This window comes from Holdemanella sp. DFI.5.55 (assembly GCF_020593575.1).
Taxonomy (GTDB): Bacteria; Bacillota_I; Bacilli_A; order Erysipelotrichales; family Erysipelotrichaceae; genus Holdemanella; species Holdemanella hominis.
On sequence record NZ_JAJDMK010000001.1, the window covers coordinates 101,916 to 108,212 of the forward strand.

Here is a 6,297-nt window from a genome sequence, read left to right on the forward strand (position 1 = left end):
TATTTATTAACGTATAACTTTTCAATTTAACGTTGGTAAAGTTAAAAGTAAAGAAAGGAAATTAAAATGAAAAAGGTAGATAAGCGTGTTAAGAACCTTCACTGGTATGCATTAACGTTTAATATGAATACAGACAAGCTAGAGAACTTCGATATCTTTAGAAATATTGTATTCTGTGAATGGATTTCAGATGCGATCAAGAAGGATGGTAAAACTAGAGATGAGCTGAAGAGTGATATTCGCAGTGCTTGTATGTACGAATTCTGGTCTAGATGTGAATATGAATCAGTAATCAGCCCATTGATCAACAGAGGCGAGCATGAAGCCGTATTAGACGGTACAGAGCTTAAAGTGCTAAAGAATTGGCATTCAGATACAGAGAATACAGTATTCAAATGTGCGAATCCTGACACACTGAAATCAAACCGTGTCGAAGAAGGAAAGTATACTTTAAAATGTGAGAAATACAATCATTCGCAGAAGATTGATGTATGGAGACAGATTCAACCTAATCTAGATATCTTGGTCGATTATATTATTGCGAATGTAAATTATAAACTAGGTATGTAGTGTAATAGAAAGAGGCAATTATGGCAAATTTTGAAGAATATGAAGCAAGCGCAAAGCTTGTACGTGAATTAGGTAATTATTGTGCAAAGTATGGATTGACTAGAGCTGATTTAGAACCAGTGGTTCATGCTAAGTTGATGAAAGAACAAAAAGAATGGGAAGAGAAAATGGCAAATCGAGATAGAACACCTCGCATTTCAAGAGAAGGGTTGTCTCAAGATGTATAAATGGGCAGGGCTATTAGATAGACCAGAGTATCAAAATTTGTTACAGCATGAAAATCTAGGTGAAAACATTTGTTTGTTGACTGTAGGCGGATCACACGCCTATGGTCTAGCAAATGAAAACAGCGACATCGACATTCGAGGCATTGCAGTTCGTACTGCAGAAGATATTTTAGGTATGCATCACTTTGATGGTTTCAATCAGGTAACAGAGAATACTGATATTCAAATCTATACATTAGATAAGTTCGTCAATTTAGCTCTTAAAGGTAATGTAAACGTGCTTGAAATCTTATTTGCCGATCCAAGTAATATATTGGTTTGTGATGGTTTTGGTAGATATTTATTAGATATTAAAGAACAATTCTTATCTAATGATATCTATAAATCATTGCGAGGTACTATCTATAGTCATCTAAAAACATACAGTAAGACGGGTAATGAAAAATTCTTACGTCATGCTGCTAGATTGACTGCTATGTCATATGATTTGTTTTTAAAAGGTGAGTTCATTGTAGAAGTAGACAAGATGCCATTTTACAAATCAGAGTGGCAAGTGCTACACAGTAAAGCCATGCAAAACAATGACGTTGAACGTATTACGCAATATTGTGATGGTGTTTTGGAATATTGTTTAGTACATTCTATTCTTGAGCCTAACGTAGATAGATTAATGGCAGAAAGACTGGTTATTGACATTAATAGAAAGGCAGTGACCAGGTGGTCGGGATATGGTTACTAATATTAATTATGGTATGCCTAGTCAAAGCAATGTAAATCCAGAGAGCATTAAAAACGCTTCTGAATTTGAAGTCTATGCTGAACCTAGTATCACCAAAGAGGATGCAGTACGCATTCGTAAGAAATGCAATTTATCACAGCGCAAGTTTGCAAAAGCAATTGGAGCTAGTTTGGCTAGTGTGCGTAAATGGGAGCAAGGCGTCAGTCCTATCTGTAATACAACAGTTACATTGTATTATCTATTAGACAGAAAGCCAGAGCTTATCTACTGGCTGTATTATCCGAGTTGGTATATAAATAATAAGGAAGGAAATTTGTGATGGATTTATTTAGTTTTTTAGCAGGATACTTCTTTGGTTCTATTGTTGGCTTCTTATTAACAATCCTTGCAGTAAGTGCGTCTAGTTATGATGAGGGTTAAACAACACACCATTGAAGCGTCTTATTTAAACATAAGGAACGTTTTAATGCAGAATCATTTATACGTTCTTCTTAATGATTTACAGGTGCTTAATCAAGCACTATTAGAGAAGGATTTAGAAATCAAAAGATTGAAAGAGGTGATTGTCCAGCATGAAATTAATGATAAATAGATTGACTGGTGTTGAGTATGATGTGCTTGAGACTGGTGATAACGACTATGTGTACGTAGAAAATAATTCTAATGGAACATGTCAGATTGGATGCTGCGATTATGTACATCATAGGATTTATATTCATAAAGAGCTGTCATTGGTTCAGAAGATTAAGACGCTCAAACATGAGCTTACACATGCAATCATTGAAGAATATGCATTAAGTAATGATGAAGGTAAACTCTCAGAAGAGAAGGTATGTGACTTTATGAGCATATATGGATCAGAGATTGAATCGCTGACCGAGCATTACTTTAAATATAGGGAACAAACCGAAGGGAAATAAAGCAATTTATTCCCTATATTTTTTTATTGTTTTTCATCTCCTTCTGTGCTATTAATTAGGTAAGGACACAGAAAGGACAAGGTGATAGAAGGAGAAAATAGAAGATGAAAGCAAACGTTAGAGAACGTAAAAGAAAAAACGAAACAGTGTATGAGTATTACTTTACATATAAAGGCCAAAGATATTCTAAGAGTGGATATAAAACCGCCAAGAAGGCTGAAAAGGCAGGAAGTTTAGTCTTAGCTGAATTAATGGTAAAAAGCCCTCAAAACATGGCAGGAGAAAACAAACCTCTGCAACAATTGATTGATGAATTTTTAGAAGTTGTCAAACTGAAGTATTCTGAAGCGACAATTTATCTTTGGACGGTTTCGTTCAGACATGTTGATGAAGCGATTTTAAGAATGCCAATTAAGGACATTGGATACAATACAATTCAGACATTCTTTAATAATCGTTCGAAAGATGCGTATCGTTTCAATGATCATATTCGTTGGGCGTTAACTCGTGTATTTGATTACGCTGTTCGTATGAAATATATCAACGATAATCCAACAAGAGACGTAATGATTTTTGGCAATATCACGAAACGAAAAAGAACATACATAACGCATGAGCAATTTAACATCATCATTGATGAAATATCAAATAACCGTAGACTTAGCGACATAAAAAAAGGAAGTCTCATAATGGCTATAAAACTGGGGTATTATTTAGGTTTGCGTTTTGGTGAAATGGCAACTCTTGAGAAAAAAGATTTTAACCTGAATAACAAAACAGTAGTAATTAACAAAACTTTGGTTTATGCTGGATTAAAACAAAAAGACCTCTATGCAAAAAATGGAGGTAAGACAGAAGCGTCAAATGCAACTCTGTTTGTTCCAGATAATTTAGTAGAAGAGTTGAAGGAGTGGTTTAAGGTAAACCCATTTGATATAGTATGTCCAGAATATAATGGTGGTTATTTAAGTCCATCCCCATTTGGTGTTTATTTTGAAAAAAGATCACAAAGCATATATGGATTTAATTTTAATTATCATATGCTTCGTCATAGCTTTGCACAACGCCTAGTAAATAATCAAATCGATACAAAAACAGCTCAAGAATTAATGAGACACACATCGTTCAATACAACGATGCAGTACTATGTTCATTCGTCAAATGAACAGAAAATCGAGGCTGTAAACATGATTTCTAGGTAAAGTGTGTCCGAAGTGTGCCGACACTTTATATTGACAATTCCAGTCTTTTGTGATTTGTTTAAAATATGCTTTATATAAAGCGTTATACATGTGCAACAACTATATCATACAATAGATAATGCTCATATGTTATTGTTAGAACCAATTTATATTTGATTTGTGTTATAATATTTTTATGGAATTAAAAGATGCATTTGAGGATTACCGCTTATATTTGAATGTTCTACAAAGAAAATCAAAGAAAACGCAACAATCGTATCTTCATGATATTGAGGTGTATTTAAATTTCTTAGGTAAAAGAAATATTTTGTTGTGCGAAAACATTTCTGTTTTGGATATCGAAGACTTTTTGAATGTCTATGCCGAAGATCACATTACCTCGAGTGTCAATCGTATGATTGCGAGTATTCATTCTTTTCATTTGCAGATATCGATTGCGCATCCTGAAGTCAAAGATGTATCTTTATTAATTCATGGGATGAAATCATCAAAGCATCTGCCTGTTTATTTGTCGGTGGATGAGGTTAAGAAATTTTTTTCATCTTTTCAAGACAATGAGATTGATCAATATAATAAAACGATATTAGTTGTATTATATTCTTGTGGTTTGCGTGTAAGTGAGCTTTGTGAGTTAAAGTTGAATGATGTGCATTTGTCAGAAGGTATCTTAAAGGTCAAAGGTAAAGGGGATAAGGAACGTGTGATTCCGATTTCTTCGTATTGTATTTCACAGATGAAATACTATTTAGATTCTATTCGTAGTGTTTGGGATGTAAAGAATGTTTCGTATTTTTTTGTGAATCGTTTAGCCCGTCGTTGTACTCGGCAATATGTGCATTTAATGATCAAAAATAAAGTAAATGAATTAAATTTGAACCCTAAAATCTCAGCGCATAGTTTCAGGCATTCGTTTGCGACACACCTTTTAGATGGGGATGCGGATCTTAGAATCGTGCAGGAGTTATTGGGACATTCAAATATTCAAACAACGCAGATTTATACGCATATTCAAGATCAGCGTTTAACAAGTGTATATGATCGTTGTTTTCAAAAAATAGAAAAACAAAAGGAGGAATAGTATATGTCATGTGAAGGTTGTCCTTCTCAAGGAAAATGTGGTAAGAACAGTGAAACATGTGGAATTCAATCGAATCCAGATAACCACATAAAAAATATTATCACTGTAATGTCTGGTAAAGGTGGTGTTGGCAAATCTACTGTTACAGTTATGTTGGCAAAGGCCATGGCAAAAAAAGGCTTAAAAGTTGGGATTATGGATGCGGATATTACAGGTCCTAGTATTCCTAGACTTTTAGCTTTGACAAACCAGCATGCGTATGGAAATGAAAAGCAGCAATTGATTCCAATTGAATCAAAAGAAGGTATTAAAGTTATGTCTTTAAACTTCTTGGTACAATCTGAATCTGATCCAGTTATCTGGCGTGGTCCAGTCATTGGTGGGGTTGTTAAACAATTCTATACAGATGTTGTTTGGGGTGATTTGGATGTCTTATTGATTGATATGCCTCCTGGAACTGGAGATGTTGCTCTAACAATTATGCAGTCCATTCCAGTGCAGGGTGTTGTGATGGTATCTACACCTCAGCCAATGGTAAGTATGATTGTAGAAAAAGCTTGTCACATGTGTGAGAAAATGGAAGTCAAAGTTCTTGGTATCATTGAAAATATGGCGTATTTGGAATGTCCAAATTGTCGTGAAAGAATTGAATTCTACAAGAAGGAAGATGTGGAAGCATTGTGTAATTCAACTTGTACAAAATTATATGGAACACTTCCTATGTTGGATTTGATTCGTGATATCAATGAATATGATGCATATTCTAAAGAACAACAAGAAAAAGTAGATGCGTATGTAAGTGATATTGCGACTGAAGTCTTAGAAGATATTGCCTAATGGAGTATGTACTTCATCGTAAGTCCAATTGTAAAAAAATAAAAATACGTGTAATCAAAGGAGTCGTTCAGGTGAGCGCTCCTTTCTATGTTTCTAAAAGGGAAATTGATGATTTTGTCAAAGAACAAGAAACTTGGATCAAGAATCAATTAGGCAAGTATACTGTTTCAAAAGAAAATGATAAGATTCCTTTATTGGGTAACGAATATAGATTACATTATATTGATCAACGAAAGTGTTATGTTGAAGATTATGATTTATATTTGTATCCAGATGCAATGTTGATTCAACTATTTTTGAAGCAGAATGCCCAAAAGTATATTGATCTTCGTTTTGAATTCTTTTGCGAACAATTGCACATAAAGGATATTTCTTTACAATATGGCTTTTATAAAAGTAAGTGGGGTAGCTGCACACCAAGTAAACATAAGATTTGTTTCAATGTGAATCTTATATTTATGCCTTTAGAATTTGTGGATGCGATCATTCTTCATGAATTAGCACATTTGTATCATTTGAATCATTCAAAAGAATTCTATGATTTACTTTGCACTTGGATGCCAAACTATAAAGAGATCATGAAGAAAAATAAAAAGAATCCAATCCCAAATTTGTATTAAAAAAGAGCTCAACTTGAGCTCTAATTTTTTAGGATATTTAAATTCTTGTAGGGTCGAACATAGTCCTTAAATTTTTATAGGGTCGTTTTATAAGTAGTAAAAAA

Annotated in this window: 9 protein-coding genes; all 9 read left to right on the forward strand. The window is 33.8% G+C overall.

Annotation, left to right across the window (positions count from 1 at the left end; all coding sequences use genetic code 11):
• Positions 1–66: 66 nt before the first annotated feature.
• The 9 genes from LJE08_RS00590 (at position 67) to LJE08_RS00630 (ending at position 6,193) form a co-directional block, all read left to right on the forward strand.
• Positions 67–570 (forward strand): hypothetical protein, encoded by a 504-nt coding sequence (locus tag LJE08_RS00590; RefSeq protein WP_227402105.1) that lies wholly within the window; start codon positions 67–69, stop codon positions 568–570.
• 20 nt (positions 571–590) lie between these two features.
• Positions 591–797 (forward strand): hypothetical protein, encoded by a 207-nt coding sequence (locus LJE08_RS00595; protein ID WP_227402106.1) that lies wholly within the window; start codon positions 591–593, stop codon positions 795–797.
• The gene (locus LJE08_RS00600) at positions 790–1,536 is read left to right on the forward strand and encodes a DNA polymerase beta superfamily protein (protein ID WP_227402107.1); all 747 of its coding nucleotides are present in this window, start codon (positions 790–792) and stop codon (positions 1,534–1,536) included. The genes LJE08_RS00595 and LJE08_RS00600 overlap by 8 nt, the downstream gene beginning before the upstream one ends.
• The gene (locus tag LJE08_RS00605; RefSeq protein WP_227402108.1) at positions 1,526–1,855 is read left to right on the forward strand and encodes a DNA-binding transcriptional regulator; all 330 of its coding nucleotides are present in this window, start codon (positions 1,526–1,528) and stop codon (positions 1,853–1,855) included. Before LJE08_RS00600 ends, LJE08_RS00605 begins: the two co-directional genes overlap by 11 nt.
• Positions 1,856–2,108: 253 nt before the next feature.
• Positions 2,109–2,456 carry a hypothetical protein gene (locus tag LJE08_RS00610; RefSeq protein ID WP_227402109.1) on the forward strand — a complete coding sequence of 116 codons (348 nt, stop codon included), beginning with the start codon at positions 2,109–2,111 and terminating at the stop codon, positions 2,454–2,456.
• Between the two features lie 104 nt (positions 2,457–2,560).
• The gene (locus LJE08_RS00615; RefSeq protein WP_227402110.1) at positions 2,561–3,658 is read left to right on the forward strand and encodes a site-specific integrase; all 1,098 of its coding nucleotides are present in this window, start codon (positions 2,561–2,563) and stop codon (positions 3,656–3,658) included.
• A gap of 175 nt (positions 3,659–3,833) precedes the next feature.
• Positions 3,834–4,736, forward strand: a complete 903-nt coding sequence (locus LJE08_RS00620; RefSeq protein ID WP_186998392.1) for a tyrosine-type recombinase/integrase — start codon at positions 3,834–3,836, stop codon at positions 4,734–4,736.
• Between the two features lie 3 nt (positions 4,737–4,739).
• The gene (locus tag LJE08_RS00625; protein ID WP_117925639.1) at positions 4,740–5,573 is read left to right on the forward strand and encodes an Mrp/NBP35 family ATP-binding protein; all 834 of its coding nucleotides are present in this window, start codon (positions 4,740–4,742) and stop codon (positions 5,571–5,573) included.
• Positions 5,573–6,193 (forward strand): M48 family metallopeptidase, encoded by a 621-nt coding sequence (locus LJE08_RS00630; protein WP_227402111.1) that lies wholly within the window; start codon positions 5,573–5,575, stop codon positions 6,191–6,193. Before LJE08_RS00625 ends, LJE08_RS00630 begins: the two co-directional genes overlap by 1 nt.
• Positions 6,194–6,297 lie beyond the last annotated feature (104 nt).

Excerpts from the sequence above, each read along its gene's own strand:
- LJE08_RS00600 (WP_227402107.1), top strand. The coding sequence starts at position 790 with ATGTATAAATGGGCAGGGCTATTAGATAGACCAGAGTATCAAAATTTG.
- LJE08_RS00595 (WP_227402106.1), top strand. The coding sequence starts at position 591 with ATGGCAAATTTTGAAGAATATGAAGCAAGCGCAAAGCTTGTACGTGAA.
- LJE08_RS00630 (WP_227402111.1), top strand. The coding sequence starts at position 5,573 with ATGGAGTATGTACTTCATCGTAAGTCCAATTGTAAAAAAATAAAAATA.
- LJE08_RS00605 (WP_227402108.1), top strand. The coding sequence starts at position 1,526 with ATGGTTACTAATATTAATTATGGTATGCCTAGTCAAAGCAATGTAAAT.
- LJE08_RS00590 (WP_227402105.1), top strand. The coding sequence starts at position 67 with ATGAAAAAGGTAGATAAGCGTGTTAAGAACCTTCACTGGTATGCATTA.
- LJE08_RS00625 (WP_117925639.1), top strand. The coding sequence starts at position 4,740 with ATGTCATGTGAAGGTTGTCCTTCTCAAGGAAAATGTGGTAAGAACAGT.
- LJE08_RS00610 (WP_227402109.1), top strand. The coding sequence starts at position 2,109 with ATGAAATTAATGATAAATAGATTGACTGGTGTTGAGTATGATGTGCTT.
- LJE08_RS00620 (WP_186998392.1), top strand. The coding sequence starts at position 3,834 with ATGGAATTAAAAGATGCATTTGAGGATTACCGCTTATATTTGAATGTT.
- LJE08_RS00615 (WP_227402110.1), top strand. The coding sequence starts at position 2,561 with ATGAAAGCAAACGTTAGAGAACGTAAAAGAAAAAACGAAACAGTGTAT.